Source organism: Pseudoduganella sp. R-32, assembly GCF_049913245.1.
Taxonomy (GTDB): domain Bacteria; phylum Pseudomonadota; class Gammaproteobacteria; order Burkholderiales; family Burkholderiaceae_D; genus Rugamonas.
Genome location: NZ_CP183987.1, coordinates 5,277,508 through 5,302,559, shown reverse-complemented (window position 1 = coordinate 5,302,559; position 25,052 = coordinate 5,277,508). Strand labels below are relative to the sequence as shown.

General features: G+C 62.3%; 24 protein-coding genes. 14 read left to right on the top strand and 10 right to left on the bottom strand.

What is annotated here, in order from left to right; genetic code table 11:
- Nucleotides 1–29: 29 nt before the first annotated feature.
- Nucleotides 30–1,235, top strand: coding sequence for a serine hydrolase domain-containing protein (locus ACN9MU_RS24200; protein ID WP_426343574.1), 1,206 nt, complete (start codon nucleotides 30–32; stop codon nucleotides 1,233–1,235).
- 5 nt (nucleotides 1,236–1,240) lie between these two features.
- Nucleotides 1,241–1,408 (top strand): hypothetical protein, encoded by a 168-nt coding sequence (locus tag ACN9MU_RS24195; protein WP_426318801.1) that lies wholly within the window; start codon nucleotides 1,241–1,243, stop codon nucleotides 1,406–1,408.
- A gap of 59 nt (nucleotides 1,409–1,467) precedes the next feature.
- On the opposite strand, the gene ACN9MU_RS24190 is transcribed toward ACN9MU_RS24195, so the two are convergent.
- The 5 genes from ACN9MU_RS24190 to ACN9MU_RS24170 all read right to left on the bottom strand — a co-directional run bounded on the left by ACN9MU_RS24190 (nucleotide 1,468) and on the right by ACN9MU_RS24170 (nucleotide 6,001).
- Nucleotides 1,468–1,779, bottom strand: coding sequence for a BON domain-containing protein (locus ACN9MU_RS24190; protein WP_426163316.1), 312 nt, complete (start codon nucleotides 1,777–1,779; stop codon nucleotides 1,468–1,470).
- A 173-nt stretch (nucleotides 1,780–1,952) separates the two neighbouring features.
- On the bottom strand, nucleotides 1,953–3,332 hold the full coding sequence (locus ACN9MU_RS24185) for a sigma 54-interacting transcriptional regulator (protein WP_426163314.1): 1,380 nt from the start codon (nucleotides 3,330–3,332) through the stop codon (nucleotides 1,953–1,955).
- On the bottom strand, nucleotides 3,329–3,868 hold the full coding sequence (locus ACN9MU_RS24180; RefSeq protein WP_426163312.1) for a hypothetical protein: 540 nt from the start codon (nucleotides 3,866–3,868) through the stop codon (nucleotides 3,329–3,331). Before ACN9MU_RS24180 ends, ACN9MU_RS24185 begins: the two co-directional genes overlap by 4 nt.
- Nucleotides 3,858–5,279: a HAMP domain-containing sensor histidine kinase gene (locus ACN9MU_RS24175; RefSeq protein WP_426163310.1), complete on the bottom strand. Its 1,422-nt coding sequence runs from the start codon at nucleotides 5,277–5,279 to the stop codon at nucleotides 3,858–3,860. Before ACN9MU_RS24175 ends, ACN9MU_RS24180 begins: the two co-directional genes overlap by 11 nt.
- Nucleotides 5,280–5,353: 74 nt before the next feature.
- Nucleotides 5,354–6,001, bottom strand: coding sequence for an energy transducer TonB (locus ACN9MU_RS24170; protein ID WP_426318800.1), 648 nt, complete (start codon nucleotides 5,999–6,001; stop codon nucleotides 5,354–5,356).
- 142 nt (nucleotides 6,002–6,143) lie between these two features.
- Here ACN9MU_RS24170 and ACN9MU_RS24165 point away from each other — a divergent pair, with 142 nt between their 5' ends.
- Together ACN9MU_RS24165 and ACN9MU_RS24160 are read left to right on the top strand one after the other, a co-directional pair.
- Complete coding sequence (locus tag ACN9MU_RS24165; protein WP_426336223.1) at nucleotides 6,144–6,782, top strand: response regulator; 639 nt, start codon at nucleotides 6,144–6,146, stop codon at nucleotides 6,780–6,782.
- Complete coding sequence (locus ACN9MU_RS24160) at nucleotides 6,782–8,041, top strand: sensor histidine kinase (protein WP_426336222.1); 1,260 nt, start codon at nucleotides 6,782–6,784, stop codon at nucleotides 8,039–8,041. The genes ACN9MU_RS24165 and ACN9MU_RS24160 overlap by 1 nt, the downstream gene beginning before the upstream one ends.
- On the opposite strand, the gene ACN9MU_RS24155 is transcribed toward ACN9MU_RS24160, so the two are convergent.
- Nucleotides 8,004–9,443: a sensor histidine kinase gene (locus ACN9MU_RS24155; RefSeq protein ID WP_426336221.1), complete on the bottom strand. Its 1,440-nt coding sequence runs from the start codon at nucleotides 9,441–9,443 to the stop codon at nucleotides 8,004–8,006. The two genes, ACN9MU_RS24160 and ACN9MU_RS24155, sit on opposite strands and share 38 nt — an antisense overlap.
- A complete protein-coding gene (locus tag ACN9MU_RS24150; protein WP_426318797.1) occupies nucleotides 9,443–10,129 on the bottom strand; it encodes a response regulator in 687 nt (228 codons plus the stop codon). The genes ACN9MU_RS24155 and ACN9MU_RS24150 overlap by 1 nt, the downstream gene beginning before the upstream one ends.
- A 100-nt stretch (nucleotides 10,130–10,229) precedes the next feature.
- Here ACN9MU_RS24150 and ACN9MU_RS24145 point away from each other — a divergent pair, with 100 nt between their 5' ends.
- From ACN9MU_RS24145 to ACN9MU_RS24100, 10 genes are all read left to right on the top strand, one after another.
- On the top strand, nucleotides 10,230–11,303 hold the full coding sequence (locus ACN9MU_RS24145; RefSeq protein WP_426318796.1) for a porin: 1,074 nt from the start codon (nucleotides 10,230–10,232) through the stop codon (nucleotides 11,301–11,303).
- Between the two features lie 13 nt (nucleotides 11,304–11,316).
- Nucleotides 11,317–12,261, top strand: a complete 945-nt coding sequence (locus tag ACN9MU_RS24140; RefSeq protein ID WP_426318795.1) for a Bug family tripartite tricarboxylate transporter substrate binding protein — start codon at nucleotides 11,317–11,319, stop codon at nucleotides 12,259–12,261.
- Between the two features lie 29 nt (nucleotides 12,262–12,290).
- Nucleotides 12,291–13,373, top strand: coding sequence for an ABC transporter substrate-binding protein (locus tag ACN9MU_RS24135; RefSeq protein ID WP_426318794.1), 1,083 nt, complete (start codon nucleotides 12,291–12,293; stop codon nucleotides 13,371–13,373).
- A gap of 10 nt (nucleotides 13,374–13,383) precedes the next feature.
- Complete coding sequence (locus ACN9MU_RS24130) at nucleotides 13,384–15,159, top strand: ABC transporter permease (protein WP_426318793.1); 1,776 nt, start codon at nucleotides 13,384–13,386, stop codon at nucleotides 15,157–15,159.
- A gap of 28 nt (nucleotides 15,160–15,187) precedes the next feature.
- Nucleotides 15,188–16,249, top strand: a complete 1,062-nt coding sequence (locus ACN9MU_RS24125; protein WP_426337658.1) for an ABC transporter ATP-binding protein — start codon at nucleotides 15,188–15,190, stop codon at nucleotides 16,247–16,249.
- On the top strand, nucleotides 16,237–17,313 hold the full coding sequence (locus ACN9MU_RS24120) for an AbrB family transcriptional regulator (protein ID WP_426336220.1): 1,077 nt from the start codon (nucleotides 16,237–16,239) through the stop codon (nucleotides 17,311–17,313). The genes ACN9MU_RS24125 and ACN9MU_RS24120 overlap by 13 nt, the downstream gene beginning before the upstream one ends.
- 106 nt (nucleotides 17,314–17,419) lie before the next feature.
- The gene (locus ACN9MU_RS24115) at nucleotides 17,420–19,306 is read left to right on the top strand and encodes an MFS transporter (protein WP_426343573.1); all 1,887 of its coding nucleotides are present in this window, start codon (nucleotides 17,420–17,422) and stop codon (nucleotides 19,304–19,306) included.
- 117 nt (nucleotides 19,307–19,423) lie between these two features.
- On the top strand, nucleotides 19,424–20,143 hold the full coding sequence (locus ACN9MU_RS24110; protein ID WP_426336219.1) for a hypothetical protein: 720 nt from the start codon (nucleotides 19,424–19,426) through the stop codon (nucleotides 20,141–20,143).
- Between the two features lie 142 nt (nucleotides 20,144–20,285).
- Nucleotides 20,286–21,728, top strand: a complete 1,443-nt coding sequence (locus ACN9MU_RS24105; RefSeq protein ID WP_426343572.1) for a reverse transcriptase family protein — start codon at nucleotides 20,286–20,288, stop codon at nucleotides 21,726–21,728.
- 40 nt (nucleotides 21,729–21,768) lie between these two features.
- A complete protein-coding gene (locus ACN9MU_RS24100; RefSeq protein WP_426343571.1) occupies nucleotides 21,769–22,230 on the top strand; it encodes a YaiI/YqxD family protein in 462 nt (153 codons plus the stop codon).
- A gap of 45 nt (nucleotides 22,231–22,275) precedes the next feature.
- Here ACN9MU_RS24100 and ACN9MU_RS24095 read toward each other — a convergent pair whose 3' ends face one another.
- The 3 genes from ACN9MU_RS24095 to ACN9MU_RS24085 form a co-directional block, all read right to left on the bottom strand.
- Entirely contained in the window at nucleotides 22,276–22,545 is a 270-nt protein-coding gene (locus ACN9MU_RS24095; protein WP_426343570.1) for a hypothetical protein, read from the bottom strand.
- Nucleotides 22,546–22,653: 108 nt separating this feature from the next.
- A complete protein-coding gene (locus ACN9MU_RS24090) occupies nucleotides 22,654–23,064 on the bottom strand; it encodes a hypothetical protein (protein ID WP_426343569.1) in 411 nt (136 codons plus the stop codon).
- 54 nt (nucleotides 23,065–23,118) lie between these two features.
- The gene (locus ACN9MU_RS24085) at nucleotides 23,119–25,044 is read right to left on the bottom strand and encodes an SPFH domain-containing protein (RefSeq protein ID WP_426343568.1); all 1,926 of its coding nucleotides are present in this window, start codon (nucleotides 25,042–25,044) and stop codon (nucleotides 23,119–23,121) included.
- Nucleotides 25,045–25,052: the final 8 nt, after the last annotated feature.

The following is a 25,052-nucleotide window of genomic DNA, read 5'->3' as shown; positions in this document are numbered from 1 at the left end:
CTGGCGAAAGCAGTCGTTATCTTAGTTTTATGCAGAATTGGGTTCGCATTTTTTGCCTGGCCTGTATCTCGACCGTCCTGGCGGGATGCGGCACCTTGTCCGATAAGCAGCTGGATCCGGACTTCCGCGCGGCACAGCATCTGGCAGCAACTGGCGACATCGGGGCCGAGGTTGCTGCCTTGGCGCAGCCGATGATCGATTCCAATGAAACGACGGGGCTGGTGGTTGGCGTACTGACGTCCGATGGCAAGCGGCAGTTCTTCGGCTTTGGGACCACGCACCAGGAAGGCGGGCACCAACCCGATGGCCAAACGCTGTTTGCCGTCGGGTCGCTGAGCAAAGGCTTTCTGGCGGCGACGACTTCGGTACTGGTGCAAGAGGGCGTGCTGGGTTGGGACGAAACCCTCGCGACGCTGTTGCCTGCGAGTGTGCCGCTTAGCGAGGATGCCAAACGCATCACCTTGCGCCAGCTTGTCACGCATACCGCGGGCCTGCCACGTCAGCCGATGACCGAGAGGACATTGCTCTATTTTGTGGAGTATCTGTTCACCGGCAAGAGCTTCTATCGCCACTTCGACCGGGCTTATTTGTTGGAGTACCTGTCGACATTCAAGAAGCATCATGGCGGTGTGCCTCAGTACTCAAACATCGGCTACGGCGTGCTTGGTTATGTGCTGGAACTGAAAACCGGGAAGAAGGTCGATGCGCTGGTGCACGAGAAAGTACTTGATCCGCTGCGCCTGCACAGGACTGGCTATGTGCCTGAGAAATTGCCTGGCTACGGCGAACGGGCCTTGGGCCACGCGGGTGACCAGCCCAAATTCATCCGGCGCGGCGAGCTTGTCCCCGATTGGCAGTTCACCGACATCATGAGTGGTTCGGCGGCACTCTACTCAAACGCGAGCGATCTGCTGGCCTACGCAAATGCCCACTTGGCCTCGACCGGCAGCGGCGTGCTCGATGCGGGACTGCGGGATACCCTGAAGGTGCAGTTCGAGCGTGATCGGGAGGCGGCGGCCAGCGCCTGGTTTGTCGACGAAATCGATGGCCATAGGATCGCGCACCAGATTGGCCTGGTGGCGGGCTACACCGCTTACATCGGCATTGACGAACAGACGCGTACCGCCGTGGTCGTGCTGCAAAATAACTTCAACTGGACGGACAGGATCGGGCATCGCCTGCTGTTGCGGATGGCGCAAGCCAAGAACTTCAATACAAAGCATTTGCAAAGATGAACAGGATGGGATGGCTCGCCTCTGCGGCGCTGCTGTGCGCGTTGGGGGCGGAAACAACAGACGCCAAGCCGGCCGGAGCGCGCGTGCGATTCCTTGGCCAGGCGGCGATCGGAAAGGCTGCCTTTGCCGAATGCACGGCCAGGTACAAGTCCTGCGTTGCCGACACCCGGTGAGAAAAAAAGCGGGCGACCCAGGGTCGCCCGATAAGGGAGGTACTACTGCAGCGAAGGCATTATTTGCCGGCGACAGTCAGCTCACTCTTCACTTCCTTCACTCCCGCCACGGCAGATGCCGCCTGGATCGCTTTGGCGCCGGCATCGGAGCTTGACACCGTGCCGCTCAGGACCACTACGCCCTGGTTGGCGGACACGATGATCTCTTTCTGGTCCGAGAGGGCTGCCTTGACTTTGGCCTGCAGCGTGGAATCGGCGGTGGCCACGGCGGCACCGGCCATGGCGCCTTCTTGCTGTGCGTGTGCGGACAGCGAGGCGAGGGCGAATGCTGCGGCGGCGAACAGGCCTGCGATCAGTTTGGAATCCTTCATGGTCTATCTCTCCATTTTCAAGTTGGCAGTCAACGCTTGTGCGTTGTCCCTGGTATTGCAAGGCGCGTGCCATGTAGAGAAATCAATGACTTAGCTGTGCGGCAACATTGAATTTGTCGCCACACGGCGACACGGTCTGGGCTGCAATGCGCAAGGCCTTGATTTGGCGGGCTTTATGGCTGTCGCCCCTCGGCGACAGGTTCAATGCGGAACTGCGCGGCGTTCAATTCATGCTTTTGCAGCAGGCGATAGAACTCGGTGCGGTTGCGCTCTGCCAGGCGCGCGGCATCGGCCACGTTGCCGTCGGTGAGCTTGAGGAGCTGCACCAGGTAATTGCGCTCGAAGCGCAGCTTGGCTTCCGTATAGCTGAGGACTTCCAGCGACGGCACGCGCAACGCGCGCTGCACCAGCGATAGCGGCACCAGCGGCGCCGTAGCCAGGGCGCAGGCATGTTCCACCACGTTGTAGAGCTGGCGCACATTGCCGGGCCAGGAGGCGCGCGACAGCGCTTCCAACGCTTCCGGAGCAAAGCCGTTGACGGTCTTGCCGTATTTGGCGGCCAGCATTTGCAGGAAGCGCGTGGCCAGCAGCCCGATATCTTCGCGACGTTCCGCCAGCGGGGGCAGGGTGAGCGTAATGACGTTCAGGCGATAGTAGAGGTCCTCGCGGAACTGTCCTTCCAGCATGGCCGCTTCCAGGTCGCGGTGGGTGGCGGAGAGCACACGCACGTTGACCGGGCGGCCGTTGTCGGAGCCGACCTGGCGCACCACGCGCTCCTGCAGCACGCGCAGCAGCTTTACCTGCAGCAGCAGCGGCATATCGCCGATCTCGTCGAGGAACAGGGTGCCGCCGTCGGCTGCCTGCAGCAAGCCTTCGCGGCTGGCGACGGCGCCGGTAAAGGCGCCTTTTACATGGCCGAACAGCTCGGACTCCAGCAATTGCTCGGGAATCGCGCCGCAATTCACGGCGATGAACGGCGCGGCGGCGCGGCGGCTGGCGCGGTGAATGGCACGTGCCAGCAATTCCTTGCCGGTGCCGCTTTCGCCGCGTATCAGTACGCTGGCGTCGGAGGCGGCAACCAGCTGCGCTTCATGCAGCACTTCTTCCATGGCGCGGCTGCGGCTGATGATCTCGGCGCGCCAGGCGCCGCTGCCGGCCTCCGGTGTGGCGTCCGGTGCGGCCACGCTCAGGGCCTGGCCGATGCGGTCAAGCAGCACCTTCGCATCGAAGGGCTTGGTCAGGTAGGCGAAGGCCCCGAGCGAGGTCGCTTCCACCGCGTCGGGAATGGTGCCGTGGGCGGTGAGCAGGATCACCGGCAGCGCCGGGTGCTGGTTGCGGATTTGCTGGAACAGGGACATGCCGTCGCGCTCGGGCAGGCGCACATCGCTGATCACCAGCGAGGGCAGCGCAATCGACAGGTTGGCCAGCGCGGCTTCGGCACTGCCGACGGCGGTGACCTGGTAGCCGTTGGCGCTCAGCCGCATCGACAGCAGGCGCAGCAGGTCGGCGTCATCGTCGACCAGCAGCAGGCGTGGGGAAACAAGTGCATTCATTTACTGGCTCTCGCAGGCAGGCCGCGCTCGATTTCTTTCAGCGCTTCCAGGGTTTCGTTCAATTGTTCGTTCTTGCGCTGGTTGTCCTTCAACTGCATGCGCAGGCGGTCGCTCTCGTCGACCAGCCGGCGCGTGTCGGCGCATTGTGCAGAGAGGAGTTGCGCCAGCTGCCGCAAGCCTTGCGCTTCCGGCTCCGGCGCGGTGGCGACGACGTCGAATTGCGCCTGCGCCTTTGCCAGGTCGCCGCTGCCGCGCGTGAGCGACAGCACCATGGCCGATTGCAGCAGCACCTTTGGTGTTTTCTGCTGCAGCGACAAGCCGCTCAGTTCCTTCAGCAACTCGCCTTGCGTCATGCGGCGCAGCGACTGGTAGTAGGCCAGCAGCGGCGCCACTTCGTCCTGCGGCGCGACAAGCAGCGTCAGTGGCGCGGGCGCCGGAGGCGGCGGCAAGGGCGGCAGCGTTGGCGCTACTGGCTGTCGCTGCGCGCAGGAGGCGAGCAGCAGGATCGGCAGCAAAGGCAGGGTTTTAATGTTCATAAGGCAGGTCGATCCGGAAGTGTGCGCCGCTACTGGTCGGCAGCAATTGCAGTGATCCGCCGTGGGCGCTGATGTATTCGAGCACGATGGAGAGGCCGACGCCATTGCCCCGCCGTGCGCCTGGCGGCTGGCGCATCCCCTGGTAAAAGGGTTCGAAAATATGGGCAGCATCTTCCGGGGCCACGCCAGGCCCCTGGTCGATGCAGTCGATGGCCAATGTGCCGGCCTGCTCGCCGATGATGAAGCGCACGGTGCCGCCTTCGGGGCTATAGCGGACCGCGTTGGTCAGCAGGTTGCTGCTGGCAATGGCGAGCTTGCCGGGATCGACCGAAATGGCCGGGGCGCTGCCGTCCACCGTCACATCGAGGCGGCGCGCCTGCCACTGCAGGCGCTGGGCGTCGACGGTGTCGCGCAGCAGGGCCACGATATCGGTGGGCTGGCGCTGCAGATGCTGGGCGGCGAAGGTGGCGGTGTTATAGCGCAGCAGGTCTTCGATCTGGTTTTGCAGCGAGGCTGTGTTCTGGCGCAGGATTCCGGCCACTTCGCGCTGGTTCGGCGTCAGCGTGCCGGCCACTTCATCCTCCAGCAGGGCGACGCCTTCCACCAGCGCGGCCAGCGGGGTTTTCAGTTCGTGAGAGATGTGACGCAGGAAGCGCGATTTATCAGCTTCCAGGCTGGCCAGGCGCTGGCGCAGCCAATTCAGTTGCTGGCCAAGGCGGCGCAAGTCGTTGGGTCCTTCGACTTCGATTGGCTGGTCGTAGCGGTTGCCGCCCAGGCGGTCGATGGCGCTTTCGATTTGCGCCAGGGGGCGTGACAGCCACATGCCGCAGCCAAGGGCCAGGGCGGCGGCCAGGCTGATGGAGGCCAGCAGTTGTCCGCCCAGCACGCTGCGCCGATGTTCCAGGCCAAGCAGGATGCGCTGGTTGCGCTGGTCGACTTCGCGTTTGACTTCGTCCGCCAGTTCTTCGTTGACCGGTGCCAGGCCCGCCAACGCGGTGTTCAGCATCTTTTGGCGCTGGGCGCGCTTGGCGTTGGGAGCCTCCAGTGCGCGCCAGGCTTGCTCGCCCTGGTCGCGCCAGGCGGCGAAACTGGCTTTGGGCGCGGAGGGCAGTCCGGCCGCCAGCGCCGACAGCGCATCCTGGCCGTCGCGCCAGGCTGCCGCGTAGCGGTCTCGGAAGGCTGGATCGTCCAGCACCAGGAACTGGCGCGCGCTGCGTTCCATGGCCACGCTGCGTTCGGCCAGGCGCTGCACGTTCGCGGTCAGCACGACGGCGTGCTGGCCGACTTCGCGGCTTTCAGTGGCCAGCCGGTCCAGCGTGAGCAAAGCCTGGATCGAGGTCGCGCTGAGCAGCAGGGCGATCAGCAAGAAGACGCCCAGAAGTAATTGGCGGAAAGAAAGCTTGATGAACATAGAGCATGCGCCGGGAACCACATGGTTAACCGGCGCATGATAGGGGAATTCGCTTTACGGCCGCGTTCTATTGCTCACTCGTCGAGACGCCAGGCATATTGCATGCGAGCCCACGATTCCTGTGCCACGCCGTCTACGGTGCCGGGCTTGAAGGCGCACAGCGAGAGGCCTTGCAGCGCGGCGCGATCCAGGTCGCGGTGGCCGCTGGTGCGTTCGATCTTGGCGCTGGCCACCTGACCGTCCTTGCCGATCAGGAAGGCCAGGGTGACCGTGCCTTCGTCGCCGTTGCGCAAGGCACCGGCGGGGTAGGTGGGTTTCGCGCAATTGGCCGCATCGATCACCGCCGCAACGTTCACTGGCTCGTGGCGCACAGCTTCGACGCTGCCACCGCCGGTGCCGCCACCGCCGCCCCCTGGTTCGCTGTGGCCATGTGCAGTCTCCGGCGGGGATGTCGTGATGGTGTGTTCGAGAACCTCGATCTTGATGCCGTCCGGCGGTGGCGGGGCGATCACCGGCGCTGCCTTTTCCTGGACCTCGAATTCCTTGGAGCGTTGCGGCTCAGGATCCTGGCGCTCCAGCGGCGGCACATCGACGATCACGGTCGGCTCGCTGCGGGTGATCAGGATCGTTGAGTGCTTCAGGGCGATGCCGGCGGCAACAAGGTGCAGTACGGCGACGAAAGCCAGGCCAGAGTAGTTCTTGCGAGAGGTATCGAAGTTCATGGAAATGCTCCTTTCTTCTTGTTGGTAGGCAGAATTGCCAGTCCATGGCAAGATATTCTTCTATCACGTGGAAATAAGCAAGCAATTTTTATTGCTACCCTTTGGCGTGATATCCTTCCATCATCTGGAAATGAGGAATGCTATGAATAAGATCAAAGTACTGCTGGCAGATGATCACCCGGTCGTGATGGGCGGATTTGCGATGGCGCTTGCGGGTTTCGGCGTGGAAGTTGTCGGTCGGGCCCGGACGCCAGCTGAAGCCGTTGAGGCTTACCAGACACTGGTACCCGACGTTGCTATCCTCGATATGCGCTTCGGCGAGCAAATGACGGGCCTGGACGCGGCGCGCCAGATCCTGGCAGCGGCGCCCAAGGCGCACATCATCTTCCTGACCCAGTTCGACCAGGATGCGCTGGTCAAGGAGGCCTACCGCATTGGTGCGCGGGCCTTGGTCACCAAGGATTGCGATCCGGCCGAACTTTTCACCGCCGTGCAGCGTGCTGCGCAAGGGGAGCTGTATTTCATGCCGGCCATCGCGGAACGCCTGGCCAGCCTGTCGGTGCTGGGCGAGCAATCGCCGCAGGCGCTGCTGGATGAACGTTCGCTTGAAATCTTCAAGCTGATGGCGGAAGGCCTGACCAACGCCGAAATCGCCGAAAAGCTCGGCGTCTCCAGCAAGACGATCAGCAACTCCAGCCAGGCCATCAAGGACAAGCTGGGTGTTGAGCGCGCGGCCGATATCACCCGCCTGGCCGTGCGCCACGGCGTACTGCAAGCCTGATGCGGGCCACATGGCGCGTCGGCACCCGCGGGCGGCTGCTGGCGATTACCTTGCTGCCGGTGCTGGCGCTGTTCGTTACACTTACCTGGTACAGCTATCAATCGCGTCAATCCGAGGTGCATGCCGAGCTTGCGGAGCGCGGGCAGTTGCTGGCCACAGCACTGGTGACGAGCAGTGAAATCAGCCTGGTACATGGGCAGTTCGATGAGCTGCGCGCGACGATCGACGGCATGCTGCAGACCGACAGCGCGATCCATCGCGTGACCTTGCTCGATGCGGACCGCAAGCCCCTGTTGGACGTCACCGCGCGCGGCGATGGGGTGCCCGAGGCGCGCTATTACGAAGCCGCGGTGCACAAGCGTTTGCTTTACGTGACTGGCGGCGGCAACCGCAATGTCGGCAACATGGGCTATGTACAGGTGCGCATGTCGCCAACTGTCATGCTGCGCAAGGCTCGCTCGCGTTTCCAGCTTGAACTGGCGGTGGCGCTGGCGGGTTTGCTTGTCTGCGCAGGGTTGGCGTGGCAGATGACCAGCGGCTTTGCCGCATCGCTGCAGGCGTCCATGCAAGCCGTGCGCGCGGCTGATGCGGAGAAGCGTCGCCTGTTGCAACGCGTGACCACGGCAGTCGAAGACGAACGCAAGGCCATTGCACTGGAGATCCACGACGAATTGAACGCGACGCTCATCGCGGTGCGGCTGGAGGCGCAGCAGATCGCCGGCCTGGCGGGCGCGCTGCCGCCGGCCGACGCGGCGATGCAGATTCGCGACAAGGCGCAGGCGATCACGAAGCTGGCGCTGGGCTTGTACAACAGTGGCAGAACGCTGGTGCGCCGCTTGCGTCCGGAAATGCTGGACATGCTTGGCCTGCAAGGAGCGCTGGAAGAAATGGTGCGGCAAGTCGGCAGCAGCCACCCGGCCTGCCGCTTCTCGCTGCGCACCGAAGGCGATTTCGCCGGTCTGGATGGCGATGCCGCGATTTCGGCCTACCGTATCGTGCAGGAGGCGCTGTCCAACATCGTGAAGCACGCTCGCGCCGGCACGGCCAATGTGGAAGTCGCGCGGCACGGCGAGGCCTTGCAGATCGCGGTGGCGGACGATGGCGTAGGCTTCGATCCGGCGCGCACTGCTGCAGGCGTCGGGCTGGCGGGCATGCGGGAGCGGGTGCAGGCGCTGGGCGGCACCTTTGCTATGGATTGCTTGTCCGGCACCCGCATCAATATCATGCTGCCGGTGGAGGCATGGCGCGCGGGAACTTGACGCGCACCAGCAGCCCACGCCCGCCCGAGCCTTGGTCGAGTTCAAGCTCGGCGTGGTGCAGGACGGCGATGTCGCGCACAATGGCCAGGCCCAGGCCAGAGCCTCCCGGATTGGCCTGCATGGTTGAAGCGGCGCGATAGAAGGGCGAGAACACGCGGTCGCGATCTTCAGGCGGAATACCGGGCCCGCTGTCCTCAACTTCCAGAACGACCAGCGTTTCACCAGGCATTACGCGCAGCACCACGCTGCCGCCGCGTGGCGTGTAGTGCAGGGCGTTGTCGACCAGGTTTGACACCAGCTCGTGCAGCAGCAAAGCCTGGCCGTTGACGCTGGCTTCACCGTCGCCCTCCAGCGAAAGGTCGATGCCGCGGTTCACGGCGGATAGAGCCAATTCCAGCGCGACTTGCTGTACCGTCTCGCGTAATGGCACCGGTACCGGTTCCCGATTCTCGCTATGCTCGATGCGTGCCAGCATCAACAGGCGATTAGCCAGGTGCACCGTGGAGTCGGTGGTGGCGGCCATACTGGCAACCACATTGCGCAGCTCCGGCGAGGCTGACGCAGCCCGTTCCAGCTCGCGCTGCGCCAGTTCTGCCTGGGTTTTCAGTACCGTCAGCGGGGTGCGCAACTGGTGCGAAGCGTCGGCGATGAAGCGGCGTTGGCTGGCGATCAGGCCGGCGATGCGGGTGGTGGATGCGTTCATGGCCTGCACCAGGGGCCGCACTTCCTTGTGCACCAATGCCGGATCAAGGTCGGACAGGTCGGATACGTCGCGCGATTCGACTTCATGCTTTAACTGCATCAACGGCCGCAGCACCAGCTTGACTGCAAACCACACAAGCAGGCCCGCCAGCAGCACCACGCTCGCCTGCCAGGCGATGGTGTCATACAGGATTTTCAGCGTCAGGCCATTGCGCGCGTCGAGCGTTTCCCCGACCTGGATCAGTGCGATGCCGCGCATATTGTCGTCGTACACCGGCTGCAGCAGGGCCGCTATGCGGATTGGCTGACCGTTATAGTTGGCGTGATAGAAGCGCACCAGGGCAGGATAGTTCTCGGAGCGCGGCACATTCGGCGGAACCTTCGGCAGGTCGTCGTAGCCGGACACCGTTTCGCCATTGATGCCGGTGACTTTGTAGTAGATGCGGCCCAGCGTGTCGGTCTCAAAACTGTCCAGCGCGACGTAGGGCACGTCGGCCACCACCTTGCCGCCTTCGACCGACACGCGTTCCGCCAGCGCGCGGGTGGAGGCCAGCAGCGAGCGGTCGTACGCCATGTCGGCCGCGTCCACCGCGTTGTAGTAGACGGAAATGGTGTTGATGATCTCCAGCAGGACCAATGGCAGCAGAAGCCAGCGCAGCAGCTGGCCGCGCAGGCTGCCCATGGCGAGCATGGCCTTCATCAGGGCTTCGCTTCGGCCGGCTGCAGCAGGTAGCCGATGCCGCGCAGGGTAGTGATGGCCGCGGCGCCGGGCTCCTTGCGGTCAAGCTTCTTGCGTACGCGGTGGATATACAGTTCGATGGCATCGAGATTGGCGTCATCGGCCAGCGAGAACACCTGGTCGAACAGTCTTTCTTTTGCTACCGGCTTGCCGCCTTTGGTGATCAGCGCTTCCAGCACGGCATGTTCGCGCGGCGTGAGCTGCAGGTTTTCGCCGAAATAGGAAAACATGCGGCTGACCGTATCGAAGCGCAGCGCGCCGCATTCATACACCAGCGATTCATTGCCCACGCTGCGGCGCAGCAAAGCCTTGACGCGCGCTTCCAGTTCCGCGAGTTCGAAAGGTTTGGCAAGGTAATCGTCGGCGCCAAGGTTCAGGCCCTGCACGCGGTCTTCCAGGCCGCCGCGCGCGGTCAGGATCAATACAGGCGTCTTGCCGCCGCGCGCGCGCAGGCGTTTCAATACTTCCAGCCCGTCCATGCGGGGCAGGGTCAAATCGAGGATCACCAGGGCATATTCCTGGGTCAGGAGCAGGGAGTCGGCGTCGGCGCCGTTATCGGCGCATTCGACTGAAAGGTTGGCATCACGCAGGGCTTTGGAAAGCCAGTGTTGTAATTCGGTGTGGTCTTCCACTAACAATATTCGCATGGCATTTGCCTGAAAGGCGTTTGAAAGGTTGGCGATTTTATAGTTGAACCGTGCCAGAGCGAGGCATGACTGAAATAACTATAAACCCAGGAGACTGACTGTGAAAAGAACTTCGATGGCGGCGGCCGTCGCAATGATGTTTGCCGCCTATACTTCCGCCCACGCCCAATCCAATGTGCAGGTCTACGGCTTGCTCGACATGGGAGTCGACATTACCAACAATGCCCAGGCCGGCGGCGGCAGCGTCACCCACGTCAGCTCCGGCGGCATGAATACTTCGCGTTGGGGCATCAAAGGCAGCGAAGACCTGGGCGGCGGCCTGAAAGCCGTGTACCAGCTCGAAAGCGGCATCCTGATGGATACCGGCGCGCAGGACGGCAACCTGTTCAAGCGCCAGGCCAACGTCGGCCTTGAGGGCAACTGGGGCCGCGTGGTGCTGGGCCGCTCCTTCACCAGCGTGTACGACACCGTCATCCGCTTCGATCCGATGGGCTTTGCGCCTTACTATTCCTGGGCGACCGGCGGCAGCGCCACCCTGCCAAGCAAGTACGGCATGACCACCGGCTTCGATAACCTGATCAAATACTCCGGCAAGACCGGCGACTGGAACTATGGCTTCAGCTACGGCATGGGCGAGCAGCAGGGCGCCGACGCCAGTTCGGCCGACAGCGCCAAGTATGCAGGCGCGGTCAGCTACCAGTCCGAGTCGTTGGGCGCGATGTTCACCGCGGAGCGCATCAACGGCAACAACGTAGTCGCTACCGGCAACCGTGACGAGACCACCGCCTACCACCTGGGCGGCTACTACGCCACGGGCGATTTCAAGTTCTGGCTCGGCGGCCGGACCTACAAGCTGGTGTCCGGCAAGGCCGCCACGGCTGATGTAAAAGGCAACACGCTGTGGGCTGGTGTGGCATACAAGCCGCAGCCAAACGTCACCATCACCGGTGCTGTCTACCACGTCGACCAGCGCAACCTGGCCGCCGGCAAGGACGCCGACCCGACCATGTATGTGCTGCGCTATCGCTACGCGGCGTCCAAGCGCACCGACCTGTATGCGACTGTCGGTTACACCAAAGGCAAGCATGACCAGCTGGTCGGCCTGTCGCGCGACGATGCCGGCTTTGGCGACAGCCAGCACGGCGTAATGGTTGGCATCCAGCACCGCTTCTGATCATAATGAAGCCATGAAGATCCTGTTTTCCATCTTCGCTGCTGTCCTGCTGCTGGCAGGGCGGGTGCACGCTGCGGAATGCATCGTGCCGTCCAAGCCGGGCGGTGCGATGGACCTGACGTGCAAGCTGGCCCAGAAGGGCCTGGCGACGGTGCCGGGCGGCCAGCCCATGAAGCTCGTGTATCGCCCGGGCGGGATCGGTGCCGTGGCATGGCACTCGCTGGTATCGCAGCGCCGCGCCGAACCGAACACCCTGGTGGCGTTTTCCGGCGGTTCACTGCTGAATCTCGCGCAGGGCAAGTTCGGCAAAGCCACTGCGGACGACGTGCGCTGGGTGGCGGCCTTGGGGGCGGACTACGGCATGATCGCGGTGCGCTCCGATTCGCCGTACAAGTCGCTGGCCGACCTGGTGGCGGCATTGAAGCGCGACCCTTCCAAAGTGCTGATCGGCGTCAGCGGCACCATCGGCAGCCAGGACTGGCTGAAGGTGGCCTTGCTGGTGCGCCAGGCAGGCCTGGACCCGAAAGTGCTGCGTTTCGTGGCACTGGAAGGCGGCGGCGAGTCCTTCACTGCCATGCAGGCCAACTACGTGCAGGTGGTGTCGGGCGATGCTTCCGAAGCCAACCTGGCCGGCAACACGATCCGCGTGCTGGCCGTGATGTCGGAAGAGCGTTTGCCAGGCAAGCTCGCTGCGGTGCCGACCGCTCGCGAGCAAGGCTACAACATCGTCTGGCCGGTCATTCGCGGCGTGTGGATGGGGCCGCAGGTTGCCGACGCCGACTACCAGCAATGGGTGAAAACCTTCGAGCACCTCATGGCGACGCCGGAATTCGCGAAGCTGCGAACGGAAGCGGGACTATATCCCTTCAGCCTGACAGGACAGGCACTCAACGAGTATGTGCATAAGGCCGTGGACGATTACGGCAAACGCGCCAGCCATCTAGGCCTGGTGCGCTAAACATCCCTCAAAAATTCTAGGAGACACAAATGATCAAGACGACCCTGGTGGCCGCCGCGGGCCTGTTCGCGTGCACCGCATTCGCACAATCGCCGGCAGGCTATCCTGCCGATTACCAGAAAGTCATCGATGCGGCGAAAAAAGAGGGCAAGCTGGTGGTGTACGGCGCCACTGACAGCAAGGCTGCACAGCCTCTGATCCGCGACTTCAATGCCCTGTACCCTGGCATCACCGTCGAATACAACGACATGAACTCGACCGAGGTGTACAACCGCTTCATCTCCGAAATGGCAGCGGGCGGCAACACCGCCGACGTGATGTGGTCGTCCGCCATGGACCTGCAGATGCGCCTGGCCTCCGACGGCTACGCGCTGAAATACAAATCGGTGGAAGCGTCCAAGATTCCCGGCTGGGCTGTGTGGGATGACCAGGCTTACGGCACGACCTTCGAGCCGGCCGCCATCGTCTACAACAAGCGCCTGGTCGATGCAAAAGAGGTACCGCAGACCCACGCCGACTTCGTGAAACTGATCCAGCAGCCGAAGTTCAAGGACAAGGTCACCACCTACGACATCGAGAAATCCGGTGTCGGCTTCATGTTCATGAGCCAGGACGCCAAGGAATACCCGAAATTCCTGGAACTGGAAAACGCCTTCGGCGAAGCCAAGGTGCGCGTGCAGTCTTCCACCGGCACCATGATGGAGCGCATCTCCTCCGGCGAAAACCTGATTGGCTACAACGTGCTGGGCTCTTACGCACTGGTGCGCGCCAAGACCGACCCTTCGATCGGCGTGCAACTGCCCAAGGACTATACCCTGGTGATGTCGCGCGTAATGTTCATCAACAAGGGCGCGAAGAACGTCAACGCCGCCAAGCTGTGGCTGGACTACACCCTGTCGCACCGCGGCCAGACCATCATCGCCAACGAATCAAAGCTGTTCGCGATCCGTGCCGACGTGACCGGTGAAACCACTTCGTCCGACCTGGTCAAGCAAATCGGCCAGGACAAGATCAAACCGGTGCCGGTGCACCCGATCCTGCTGCAGTTCCTCGGCCCGCAGAAACGCATGGCCTTCCTGAAGCAGTGGAAAGAAACCGCTGGCAAGAAATAAGGAGTTGTAAATGACCACCGCGACTTTGCAGGGAAGTGGCCGCGCCGGCATCAACTGGCCGCGCGGGATTGTGGCAGTGCTGACCTGCACCGCCATCTTCCTGCCGCTGATCCTGATCTTTTACCAGAGCTTCCTGTCGGCGCCGTTCTTCATGCCCGGCAAGGAAGTCGGACTGGATGCCTTCCGCTTCATCTTCGATGACCCGGACTTTGCCGTGGCATTCAAGAATGGCTTGCTGCTGGCGGCAGGCCTGGCCGCCATCGCCGTGCCTTTGGGCGGCATGCTGGCTTTCCTGATGGTGCGCACCGACCTGCCGGGTCGCGGCTGGATTTCCCCGCTGCTGCTGGTGCCGATCTTCGTCTCGCCGATGGTGATGGGCTTCGGCTATGTGGTGTCGATGGGACCTGTTGGCTTCTACTCCACCTGGGTGAAGGACCTGATCGGCTTCATTCCCTGGAATGTGTATTCCTTCACCAGCATTGTGATCATCGCCGGCTTGACCCACGTGCCGCATGTCTACCTGTATGCGTCCTCGGCGCTGAAAAGCCTCGGTTCGGACGTGGAAGAAGCAGCCCGCGTGGCCGGCGCCTCGCCGCTGCAGGTGATGTTCAACGTGTCGCTGCCGATGATCATGCCGGCCCTGGCCTACGCGGGCGTGCTGGTGTTCTTTCTCGGCTTCGAAGTGTTCGGTCTGGTGCTGGTGCTGGGCGACCCGGAAGGCCACCTGGTGCTGCCGACCTACCTGTACAAGCTGACCAACAAGCTGGGCACTCCGTCCTACCATTTGATGGCTGCCGTGGCCGTGTGCCTGGTGGCGGTGACCATGCCGCTGGTGATGATCCAGCGCTGGCTGCTGAAATCGGCCAACAAATACGTGTCGATCAAGGGCAAGGGCGCGCGCAGCAAGGCGCTGCCGCTGGGCCGCTGGAAGTGGCTGGCGTTTGCACTGCTGGGCGCATGGCTGCTGTTCACCATTGTGATGCCGCTGTCCGGCATTGCGCTGCGCTCCTTCGTGCAGTACTGGGGCGAGGGCGTGAAGCTGGCCGACGTGTTGACGCTGCAGCACTTCCGCGACATCTTCGAACAGCATGCGCTGATCCGCGGCATCATCAACACGGTGCTGATCGGCGTGATCGGCGGCGGCCTCGCGATCTTCTGCTACAGCTTCATCGCGCTGGCCATGCACCGCAAGCCGGACCTGCTGACCCGTATCCTCGACTACAGCGTGCTGGTGCCGCGTGCCGTCCCCGGCCTGCTGGCTGGCCTGGCTTTCCTGTGGGTGTTCCTGTTCGTGCCGAGCTGGCTGGACGGCATGCTCAAAGGCTCTGAAAACGGCCTGGCGGTCTGGCTGGTGGAAAACGCGATCCCTGCGCTGCGCAGCCTGCGTACCACCATCTTCGCGGTGTGGCTGGCGTACTCGGTAGTGTGGATGGCTTACGGCATGCGCCTGATTTCCACTGCGCTGCTGCAGGTCGGCCCTGAACTGGAAGAAGCTGCGCGCGCTGTCGGCGCCCGCCGCGGCCAGGTAACCCGCGACGTGACCCTGCCGCTGATCAAGTACGGCTTGCTGGGTGCGTGGCTGATGATTTTCCTGATCTTCGAACGTGAGTATTCGACAGGCGTGTACCTGCTGTCGCCGGGTACCGAAGTGATTGGCGCGCTGATCGTGTCGCTGTGGGCGGGTGGTTCGACCGACCTGGTGGCTGCACTTTCCTTCATCAACATCACCCTGGTCGGCATCGGCCTGGGTATCGCGCTGCGCTTCGGCGTCAAGCTGCATAACTGAGACATAGATCATGAAACGAGACCTGAAAATGAACGAACTGTCCGTCGAAGACCTGCACCTGGACTACGGTACCGGCGCCCACGCCAACCCGATCCTGAAAGGCGTGTCGATGCACCTGCAAAAAGGCGAAGTGGTGGCGCTGCTGGGCCCATCGGGCAGCGGCAAGACCACACTGCTGCGCGCCGTGGCCGGCCTGGAAAGCCCGCGCCTGGGTTCCATCGACATCGGCGAGCGCCGCGTGTTCGACGGCAGCAAGGGTTATGAAATGCCGGCCGAACAGCGCAACCTGGGCCTGGTGTTCCAGTCCTATGCGCTGTGGCCGCACAAGACCGTGGCGGAGAACGTGGCCTACGGCCTGAAGCTGCGCAAGATGAACAAGGAAGAAATCGGCCGCCGCGTGGGCGAGGTGCTGAAACAGCTGGGCCTGGGCCACCTGGGCGAGCGCTTCCCGCACCAGTTGTCGGGCGGCCAGCAGCAGCGCGTGGCGATTGCCCGTGCGCTGGTATACAACCCGCCGGTGATCCTGCTGGACGAGCCGCTGTCCAACCTGGACGCGAAACTGCGCGAGGAGGCGCGCGCCTTCCTGCGCGAACTGATCGTGCGTCTTGGCCTGTCGGCGCTGATGGTGACCCACGACCAGGATGAGGCGATGGCGATTTCCGACCGCATCCTGCTGCTCAATAACGGCAAGATCGAACAACAGGGCACGCCGCAGACAATGTACGAAACGCCGGAGACCTTGTTCACGGCTGAATTCATGGGCAGTAACAACCGCTTGCCTGGCAACCTGGTTTCGCGCGATGGCGACTGCGTGGTGATCGAGGTAGCCGGCACCAGGCTGCAGGCGACTGCGCGCGGCAAGGGCGGCGAAACGATCGCTCCGCTGATTCGGGTTGAAGAAGTGCGCGTGAACAGCAGCGAGGTGGAGAACTCGCTGCAGCTCGCGCTGGTCACCTGCATGTACCTTGGTGATCGCTGGGAGTGCCTGTTCAAGCGCGGCGACATCAGCGTGCGCGCTCATTCGAAATACCGCCTGCAGGACGGCCAGTACTGGCTGCAACTGCCGGCCGACAAGCTGTGGGTCTTCTGACCCGCCACCGTTGCTTCCTCCAAGCTTTGGCGGCCGGCTTGCTGGCCGCTTTTTTTTGCAGGTGGCTCGATACTCCGCTGCCCTGGCTGATCGGGCCATTGTTCGCCAGTGCGGCGCTGCGCATCGCCGGCGCCGACCTGTGCTGCCCGGTTCCCGCACGCGCGGCGGGGCAGTGGGCAATCGGCACGGTGCTTGGCCTGTACTTTACGCCCGCAGTGTTGGCGGTGGTGGCCGCGCGTGCCGGCTATATTGCGTTGGCTGTCGCGTTTGCGCTGGCGTTGGGATGCCTGTGCGCCTGGCTGCTCAAACGGCTGGCGGACGTCAGCGCTGCCACGGCGTTCTTCTCCATGGCGCTTGGCGGCGCCTCCGAGATGGCCGTGCAGGGCGAGCGGCATGGCGCTGTGGCGCAGCATGTGGCGGCGGCGCAGGGCGTGCGGCTGATGTTCGTGGTCAGCTTCCTGCCATTCGTGCTGCGTTACTGGAGCGGGCATGGCATGCCGCCGCTGCCGGCCGGCGCGTCACTTGCGCCAGCGAGGGCAGTTGCGGCGCTGCCGCCCGGCGCGGCGGAAGCATTGCTGGCATTCGGCCTGCTGGCCGGGGTCACATGTGCCATGGGATGGCTGCTGTGGAAGCGCGGCGTGCCGAACGCCTGGGTACTCGGCCCCCTGTTCGGCGCCGGGCTGCTGGCGGCGGCGCAAGTGCCAGTCGGCGCCGTGCCTGAATGGATGGTGCGCACCGGCCAGCTTTGCATCGGCCTGTCGCTTGGCACCCGCTTCACGCCAGGCTTCCTGCACACTGCGCCGCGCTTCATGGCGGCCGTGGCCGCCTGCACGGCAACGGCGCTGGGACTGGCAGCGCTTTTCGGCCTGGTGCTGGCGAAATTCGGCGGCCTGCATCCAGCAACAGCCTTGTTGGCGACATCACCCGGCGGGATCGCGGAAATGGCGCTCACCGCACGCGCATTGCACGTTGAAGTGCCGGTGGTAACGGCCTTCCACGTATGCCGGATGGTGGTGCTAGTATTGGCCGTCGGCCCGGCATTTCGCCGACTGCTACGCATGTGACGCTGCTGTCGAAAAGTATTAAATTTCGATACTTTGACAAGTCGGGTTGAGAGCTTGGGCAATGTGCTGTATGTTGTCGATATTTTCACTATTCCCGTGACGCAACATGAGCCATCCCAGCCAGTTCGATCTCCTGAAACAACGCCGCTTCGCGCCGTTTTTCTGGACCCAATTCCTCGGCGCGTTTAACGACAACCTGTTCAAAACCGCGCTCGTGGTGGCGCTGGCGTTCGAAGCGTCAAGCTGGACCACCCTTGACCCGTCGCTGATCACCAACCTGGTGCCCGGCCTGTTCATCCTGCCATACGTGCTGTTCTCCGCCACTTCCGGCCAGATTGCCGAGAAAGTAGAGAAGGGCAAGCTGGCGCGCTTCATCAAGTGGCTGGAAATTGGCATCATGGCCGTTGCGGCCGTCGGCTGGTTCACCCACACGCTGGCGTTGCTGTTGGTCGCCGTCTTCGGCATGGGCATGCACTCGACACTGTTCGGCCCCGTCAAATACGCCTACATGCCGCAGCACCTGAAGCCGGAAGAACTCACCGGCGGCAACGGCATCGTTGAAATGGGCACCTTCGTCGGCATCCTGCTTGGCCAGGTATTCGGCGCCATCATCGTCAATCACAAGCCCGGCGGCATCACCTGGCTCGCTGCCGCCACGGTATTTTTCGCGGTCGCAGGCCTGGTCACTGCGCACGGCATCCCGAAAACGCCAGCGCCGCAGCCTGACCTGAAAGTGAACTGGAATCCCTTCACCGAATCGATCCGCAATCTGCGCTTCTCGGCCGGCAACCGTTCCGTCTTCCTGTCCATGCTGGGCAACTCCTGGTTCTGGTTCTATGGCGCGATCGTGCTGGCCCAGTTCCCGGTCTATGCCAAGGACTACCTGAAAGGCGACAACAGCGTCTTCGTGCTGTTGTTGACGATGTTCTCGCTGGGGATCGGCGCCGGCTCGCTGCTGTGCGAAAAGCTCTCCGGCCGCAAAGTGGAAATCGGCCTGGTGCCGTTCGGTTCCATCGGCCTGTCGGTGTTCGGCATCGACCTGTACATGGCCAGCCAGGGCTACAGCGCACCAGGTGAGGTCAATGCCTACGCCATGGTCATGCTGCCCGGCGCATGGCGCATCATCTTCGACGTGGTGATGATCGGCGTGTTCGGCGGCTTCTTTATCGTCCCATTGTTCGCACTGATCCAGCTGCGCGCGGACCCGCAACACCTGTCGCGCACTATCGCCGGCATGAACATCATGAACGCGCTGTTCATGGTGGTGGCGACCGGTGTGGCAATCGTGCTGCTGGGCCAGGGCTTCACGATTCCGCAAGTGTTCCTCGCCACCGCGATCATGAACGCCATTGTGGCGGCGTACATCTTCTCCCTGGTGCCTGAGTTCCTGATGCGCTTCCTGGCGTGGCTCCTGATCCATACCGTGCACAATGTGAAGACCATCGATGCCGACCGCATCCCGGAAGAAGGCGGCGCCGTCCTGGTCTGCAACCACGTCAGCTACGTGGATGCGATCGTGATCGTGGCTGCCAGCCCGCGCCCGATCCGCTTCGTGATGGACCACCGCATCTTCAAGACCCCTTTCTTCGGCTGGATCTTCCGCACTGCCAAGGCGATCCCGATTGCACCTGCCAAGGAAGACCCATGGCTGATGGAAAAAGCCTTTGTCGACATCGCGCAAGCGCTGCATGAAGGCGAACTGGTTTGCATTTTCCCGGAAGGCAAGCTGACCAGTACTGGCGAGATGAATGAGTTCAAAGGCGGCATCAGCAAGATCATCGAGCGCACCAAGGTGCCGGTGATTCCGATGGCGCTGCGCGGCCTGTGGGGCCACCTGCTTAGCCGCAGCAAGGATGGCTTGCTGGAACGTGCCTTCCGCAAGGGCTTCCGTTCGCAGCTCTCGCTGGCAGTCGGCCAGCCGGTCGAACCGACCGAAGTGAGTCCGGAACTGCTGTATCGCCAGGTAGCAGAACTGAGGGGCGACTGGAAGTAGAAAAATGTCGTTAATGGTCTAAGCGGGCTACATACCTCTACATACAAAGGCGCCATCCCGGCGCGTTTGGTCCTTTTTACAATTGGTTTTCCAAAACTTTTGTGAGAAGGGCAGTCAATGAAAACAATCCTGAGAACCGGCATCTCCGTCGCCATGCTGTCCCTGCTGGCTGCTTGCGGTGGCGGCAACGAGACTGACAATCGTCCTAAACAGGTCTCGGCATCGGTGGACTTCGACAAGGATGGCGTTACTGGCTGGACCGGGAGTTCCTCGGACTATACGCCGGAGACTGCGCCGACCAATGTCGTCTTCGAGCAGCGCACGCTGCCAGCTCCGCTGACCGGCAAGGGTTACCTGGTTGGCGGCACCAATCGCAGCGACGACCTGTTCCTGTTTGTGAAGAAGCAGTTCTCCGGCCTGGCCAAGAACACCACCTACAACATCAACTTCTCGCTCAAATTTGCCAGCAATGCGCAGACAGGATGCATGGGCGTGGGCGGGGCGCCGGGCGAAGCGGTGTGGGTCTATGCGGGCGCCACGGCCATCGAGCCAAAGGCAGTCACGGTCAACAACGCGATCCGCATGAATATCGATCGCGGCAACCAGGCCGAAGGCGGCAAGGAGGCGCAAGTGATCGGCAATATCGCCAACGGCCAGGCTTGCGGCACCGCGGTGTCCTATGCCAGCAAAACGCTGAAGAACGACAAGGCGCAGAAGGTGACGACCGATGCGAATGGCGCGGTATGGATCCTCCTGGGCATCGATTCGGGCTTTGAGGCGTATTCGCAGGTGTTCCTGCAGAGTATCCAGCTCGACGCCATTCCAGCGACGCTGTAAGCGCAGCAGTGTTGACCTGCCAGCAAAAGTAACCTACTGTGTCGGCGGGGCGGAACCGTCAAGCCGGCATGTCCATGCTTCGTGCAGGGACAGCCTCTGCGGGGTTACCCCGCGGGATGTTTAATGTTCTGCATTTCGCCGCATGAGCCGCATTGCGCTTGCGCGCAAGAGCGCTCACGCATCACGAGACTCGTTGACGGCTCTCCGCTCCTTCAATTTCATGGATATCGAAAAACTCACTGCGCTGGCTCTGGCCGACACGATGCTGGCCACGGACGGCAGCCCGGAGAACCTGGTCGCTGCATGCACCCGTGTGTTCGCTGCGTCGCAGCCGTGGGCGCCCGGCATCTGCATGGCGCTCGCTCTCCGAACCGGAGAGAACTTCCATTACTTCAGCCGGCACGAGCTGGCAGAAATCCTGCTGGAGCTTCTTGGGCGCGGATGCGTGGACCTTGATGAAGATGACGAGGCCGGAGACAGCGCACCGCCATTCATCGAGCTGCCGGCCGTGCGGCGCTATTGCATTGACCAGCCGAGACGTCCCCCAAAGCCGGCGTGGCTCGCCGCACTCGCGCTACCGGAACTGCAAACGGTTGGCGACCTGGCCGCCTTGCTGAATGAGCCCGTCGGCGCACTGCGCTGGTTTGCCGACCAGTGGCGCATCGCGCGCGACGAGCAATCGCGCCTGCAGCATTATCACTACCGTTGGGTGCCAAAGCGTAGTGGCGGCCAGCGGTTGATCGAAATTCCCAAAGAGCGGCTACGCCGCATCCAGCAGACAATCCTGCGCCGGATACTAGACCTGGTGCCGCCGCATCCATCGGCACATGGCTTCCGGCGCGGACACTCCTGCGTCACGCACGCCGCCCGTCATGCAGGCCAGCATGCGGTCATCCGCATGGACCTGAAGGACTTCTTCCCGAGCATCCAGCACTCGCGCGTCCAGGCGCTGTTTGAAAAGCTGGGCTACCCGGAGAGCGTCGCCGGCACGCTCGCGCGCATCTGCGTCAACCGTGCGCCCCATGGCCTGTTCCGCGACAAGCAGGCAGGAGGTTTGCTGGCCTGGTCCGAGCGCCAGGCATTGAAATCGCCGCATTTGCCGCAGGGTTCGCCGTGCTCGCCTGCACTGGCAAACCTTTGCGCATACCGTCTCGACATTCGGCTTGAATCGCTGGCGCGGTCGATGGGAGCGTCGTATAGCCGCTACGCCGACGACCTTGCTTTTTCCGGTGGCGAGGAGTTCGCGCGGTCCGGCGAGCGTTTCCATATCCAGGCTGCTGCAATTGCATTGGAAGAGGGCTTTCGCGTGAACACCCGCAAAACGCGGTTGATGCGCGAAGGGACGCGGCAGCAGGTGACGGGCATCGTCATCAACGCACATCCGAACATTGCGCGCGACGAGTACGACAGGCTCAAGGCGGTGCTGACGAATTGCATGCGTCATGGTCCCGCATCGCAGAACCGGCAGAACCATCCCAACTTTCAGTCCTACCTGGCAGGCAGGATTTCTCATGTGGCGATGGCAAATTCTGATCGTGCAGCCAAGCTTCAGCGCCTATTTGAGAATATAGTTTGGCCAACTTGATTACAATGTCTGATTCTTTTTATCGGATTCGATGTAATTCATGCATATTTGGGTAGATGCGGACGCCTGTCCCGCTGTCATCAAGGACATTCTGTTCCGCGTAGCGGACCGCACGCAGATCGACGTCACGCTGGTGGCCAACCAGCTAATCCGCGTGCCGGGGTCCCGTTTTATCCGCGCATTGCAAGTGCCGGCAGGTGCGGATGCCGCCGATGCGGAGATCGTCGAACGCGTCGGCGCTGGCGATATCGTCGTCACTGCCGATATACCCCTGGCCGCCCAGGTGCTGGAGAAGGGCGGCCTGCCGCTCAATCCACGTGGCGAGTGGTACACCAAAGACACCATCGCGCAGCAATTGACGATGCGGGCATTCATGGAAGAACTGCGCGGCGCGGGCGTCGACACTGGCGGACCTTCGGCCTTCAGTCAAGGCGACCGTCAGAACTTTGCCAACTCGCTGGATCGAGAATTGGCGCGCAGAAGGCAAGGCCGACCTGCGTAAGTCCTGATCACGGTCAAGGTCCGGCTGGAGCTGCGCTTGCTCGGTTCACTTTGCGTCGAGCCCTTTGTTAAGGACATCGGCAACGACAGTATTCAAGTCGAGCCCACGGTCGTTGGCCAGGTCGTGCAAACGCTTCACCAGGTCGCTATTCAGCTTGACCGCAAACGGTACCAGGCCACGAGCCTGATCGCGTTTGCGCTGTTCGCGCTTGTCGACGGCGGGGCTGGCCGTGGTGCCGAACGAAGTCGCGCCCGGTGCTCCCATCTTGCCCATCAGCTTTTTCGCGTCGTTCTTTGCCAAGTCTGTTTTCTTCACATTGCTCTCCAATTAAAAGGCGCAATTCTACGCGCTTGGCCAAGTGGCTCGTTAACGCAGTCTCCGTGACATCATAAGATCCAAAGCTGGCCGAGATCTTGATCGCTCCTACCGGAGCGCGTGATTTCCCGGCGCGCGCTGCGCCACGACGCGTTCCACTTCATCGCAAATCTCCTGCGGGAATGGCCACTCATTGCATGGAATCGTATTTTCATCGAGGAAGTCCTGGGCGGCACGCAGGATAAATTCGGTCTCCGCTATCACCCGCTGCGAATGCCAGCATACGATGTCGATTTCTGATTTGGCGCGTGAAAGGCTGTTCGCGACCGATAGTGCGGCGTCGAAATCCCTCGTCGCGCCAACTGCACTGCGCGCCGCAAGGGCCATTGCGTATTGTGCCGCACAAACCCATACGTGGGAGCGGGCGCCGCGTGACTTATCGAGGAAACCGCAGACGTCCTGCAATGAACTGCAGGCCTTCAGTTCTGGTACAAGTGTAGTTTGAGGTAGCTGTTTCATGTAAGTGGGCATGAGAAAGCGGGCCGGCACTCTCGTACCAGCCCGCGTCGAAGATTATTCCTTCTCAGTGGTTGCAGTCAGCTCGCCTGCCTTGATGGCGCTCATCAGGCCAAGCAGGGTGCTGAAGGCGTTGTTGTCGCCGCCACCCATCTGGATCTGCGGCACCAGCGGAACCCTGGACGCCTCGAACGCTTCGGCCAGGCGCAGCATCACGGTCTGCATCAGCTGCTTGTCGGCGCCTTCGCCTTGCATTGCCTCGGATTTGGCCTGGATTGCGGCGGCTTCCGCTTCACCCACCGAGCGGATCGCGGATGCGCGGCCCGAACCCTCCATCTCCTGCTTGAAGCGTTCAGCCTGCGCCAGCGCTTCGATCTCCTGGCGGCGCTTCTCGGCGGCCTTCACGTTCGCGGCGCCCTGGTTCTCCTTGATCGAGATGTCGACAAGCGAGCCGGTCAGCTCTTTCTGCTTGGCGGCGCGCTGTTCTGCTTCATTCAGCTCGCGTTCCTTGTCGGCGGCGATCTGTTTCTGCGCGAACGTTTCTACCTGTTCTCGGGCAATCTGGCGGTCGCGCAGCTGGGCCATGATGTTCTCGATCTTGTTGTCGCCTTGCTGGGGCTTCGGCGTGCCGATCAAGACCTCCTGGAACTCCAGCGAGTAGGCCTGGAAGCGCTGCTTCATATCTTCCGAAGCGTTGTGCTGCAATTCGCTGCGCGACTGGATCAGTTCGATGAAGGTCTTAGTCTGCGACACGTTCTTGAAGTAAGAGGATACCATTGGATCCAGCGTCTGCTCCACCAGTTGCGCCACGTTGCCGAAGCGCTGCACCACCATCGGCGCCTTGCGGTAGTCGATGTGCACCACCACCGACAGTGGAAGCTGCGGCTCGAAGGCATCCTTGGTGATCAGGGTAACTTCTCGCAGGTTCTTGTCGAAGCTGGAACCGCTTTCGCCCGACTTCCACATCAGCACAAAGTTTGTGGTCGGTACCAGCTCGATCTTGCCGGCGTAAGTGTTGAAGGCATATTTGCCCGGCATGAGCGGGTCGCGCCACACACCGCGGCAGCCGCTTTCCGCCAACTCGCCGTGCGAGTACTCGGTGCCGGACAAATCAGCACCTTTGCGTCCTGTGTAAGATACCACCACGCCGACGAAGCCGACCGGAATCACGGTCTTCTTGATGAACTCCACCGTCGCGAACAGGCGGTTGATGAAGTAGGTACCTTCCACCAGCACGCGTTCCTGGCGGCCACGGCGACCACCGGCGGCGATGAACTTCTCAGGTTCCTGGTAGGAGTTGTGGGTATCGCCCACATCCGGCGCCAGCAGTTCGTCCTTGAGCAGGCCAGGACCATCCTGCACGGTCACCACGGCCAGCTGGTCGGAATCGTGCGAGCCGGTGGTTTCCTTGATGACGACAGGCGTAAACCCGTTGCGGTCGTCGAGCAGGCCGCGCATTTGTTCGTAGTAGATTTTTTCCTTGGCGTCGAGCGACATCGAGTACGTCGCTTCACCGGTCATCACTACGAACAGGGCTGGGTTGATGATGTGCGTACCTTCGCGCAGGATTTTGCGCTGCGGGCCTTTCTGCCCGCCGTTATTGAGGAAAGCGCGCACGTCGCGGAAGTCGTCGATGCCCGAGTTGTCTGCCAGGGTCTGGCCGGCGGGCAGGTCGATACCATCACGTGCGAAGACGTAGCCGATGGTGCCTTGGGTGACGGACACCATTGGGTGAATGTGGACACGGTACTGGAACGGCGCGAAGAAGTGGAAACCGCCGCGGCGGAGTTCTGGCTGCAGGCCTGCTTCGCCATTCAGTGCGAGCAGCCCGCTTTGCACGGAGCCGGACGGGCTCCAGAGTTTTTCAACAACCCCGATACGGTCGTTCGGGATGTACTTGATGACGCCGGAAATCAACAACAACAGCAATGCAGCAAACAGAATCGCTGTTACAACGATGAGGCCAAACAGCTGGCTTGACATACATATCT

Coding starts and splice junctions, on each gene's coding strand:
- ACN9MU_RS24085 (WP_426343568.1), bottom strand. CDS start 25,044: ATGTCAAGCCAGCTGTTTGGCCTCATCGTTGTAACAGCGATTCTGTTT.
- ACN9MU_RS24150 (WP_426318797.1), bottom strand. CDS start 10,129: ATGCGAATATTGTTAGTGGAAGACCACACCGAATTACAACACTGGCTT.
- ACN9MU_RS24195 (WP_426318801.1), top strand. CDS start 1,241: ATGGGATGGCTCGCCTCTGCGGCGCTGCTGTGCGCGTTGGGGGCGGAA.
- ACN9MU_RS24165 (WP_426336223.1), top strand. CDS start 6,144: ATGAATAAGATCAAAGTACTGCTGGCAGATGATCACCCGGTCGTGATG.
- ACN9MU_RS24160 (WP_426336222.1), top strand. CDS start 6,782: ATGCGGGCCACATGGCGCGTCGGCACCCGCGGGCGGCTGCTGGCGATT.
- ACN9MU_RS24175 (WP_426163310.1), bottom strand. CDS start 5,279: ATGTTCATCAAGCTTTCTTTCCGCCAATTACTTCTGGGCGTCTTCTTG.
- ACN9MU_RS24100 (WP_426343571.1), top strand. CDS start 21,769: ATGCATATTTGGGTAGATGCGGACGCCTGTCCCGCTGTCATCAAGGAC.
- ACN9MU_RS24170 (WP_426318800.1), bottom strand. CDS start 6,001: ATGAACTTCGATACCTCTCGCAAGAACTACTCTGGCCTGGCTTTCGTC.
- ACN9MU_RS24190 (WP_426163316.1), bottom strand. CDS start 1,779: ATGAAGGATTCCAAACTGATCGCAGGCCTGTTCGCCGCCGCAGCATTC.
- ACN9MU_RS24155 (WP_426336221.1), bottom strand. CDS start 9,443: ATGAAGGCCATGCTCGCCATGGGCAGCCTGCGCGGCCAGCTGCTGCGC.
- ACN9MU_RS24105 (WP_426343572.1), top strand. CDS start 20,286: ATGAGCCGCATTGCGCTTGCGCGCAAGAGCGCTCACGCATCACGAGAC.
- ACN9MU_RS24180 (WP_426163312.1), bottom strand. CDS start 3,868: ATGAACATTAAAACCCTGCCTTTGCTGCCGATCCTGCTGCTCGCCTCC.
- ACN9MU_RS24200 (WP_426343574.1), top strand. CDS start 30: ATGCAGAATTGGGTTCGCATTTTTTGCCTGGCCTGTATCTCGACCGTC.
- ACN9MU_RS24130 (WP_426318793.1), top strand. CDS start 13,384: ATGACCACCGCGACTTTGCAGGGAAGTGGCCGCGCCGGCATCAACTGG.
- ACN9MU_RS24115 (WP_426343573.1), top strand. CDS start 17,420: ATGAGCCATCCCAGCCAGTTCGATCTCCTGAAACAACGCCGCTTCGCG.
- ACN9MU_RS24135 (WP_426318794.1), top strand. CDS start 12,291: ATGATCAAGACGACCCTGGTGGCCGCCGCGGGCCTGTTCGCGTGCACC.
- ACN9MU_RS24140 (WP_426318795.1), top strand. CDS start 11,317: ATGAAGATCCTGTTTTCCATCTTCGCTGCTGTCCTGCTGCTGGCAGGG.
- ACN9MU_RS24185 (WP_426163314.1), bottom strand. CDS start 3,332: ATGAATGCACTTGTTTCCCCACGCCTGCTGCTGGTCGACGATGACGCC.
- ACN9MU_RS24125 (WP_426337658.1), top strand. CDS start 15,188: ATGAACGAACTGTCCGTCGAAGACCTGCACCTGGACTACGGTACCGGC.
- ACN9MU_RS24090 (WP_426343569.1), bottom strand. CDS start 23,064: ATGAAACAGCTACCTCAAACTACACTTGTACCAGAACTGAAGGCCTGC.
- ACN9MU_RS24110 (WP_426336219.1), top strand. CDS start 19,424: ATGAAAACAATCCTGAGAACCGGCATCTCCGTCGCCATGCTGTCCCTG.